Below are 539 nucleotides of genomic sequence, written 5' to 3'. Positions count from 1 at the left end.
CCGTGCGGCTTTGGTCGAATATCTGACCCGTTATGAAGACAAATTGGACGAAGACAGCAAACGTCGTCTGAAAACCAATCCGTTGCGCGTTTTGGATTCCAAAAATCCCGATTTGCAGGAAATCTGCAATGCCGCGCCGCATCTGACCGATTATCTGGGCGAGGAATCGCGCAACCATTACAGCCGTTTCAAAGCCATGCTGGAAGGCTTGGGCATTGAATACGTTGAAAACCCGCGACTGGTGCGCGGCTTGGATTATTACAACCAGACCGTTTTTGAATGGACGACCGACAAACTCGGCGCGCAGGCGACGGTGTGCGGCGGCGGACGTTACGACGGTTTGATTGAAGAACTCGGCGGCAAGCCCGCTCCGTCCATTGGTTTTGCAATGGGTATCGAGCGTTTGCTGCTGCTGGTTAGCGAATACGGTTCGCTGGAAGTCAATGCCGCGCCTGACGTGTACGCCATGCATCAGGGCGAGGGTGCGGATTTGCAAGTAATGAAATACGCGCAAGCCCTACGCGCACAAGGTTTCAACG

At 54.2% G+C, this 539-nt stretch carries 1 protein-coding gene; it reads left to right on the top strand.

Features of this window, described 5'->3' with window-relative positions; translation table 11 throughout:
- Nucleotides 1–539 (top strand): ATP phosphoribosyltransferase regulatory subunit (locus tag ACTHUR_RS17515; RefSeq protein ID WP_440399991.1); only part of this gene is annotated, 539 nt, incomplete at both ends.

This window comes from Neisseria sp. P0021.S007 (assembly GCF_051956855.1).
The sequence above is the reverse complement of the archived record's forward strand: the minus strand, read 5'-3'. Positions and strand labels throughout refer to the sequence as shown.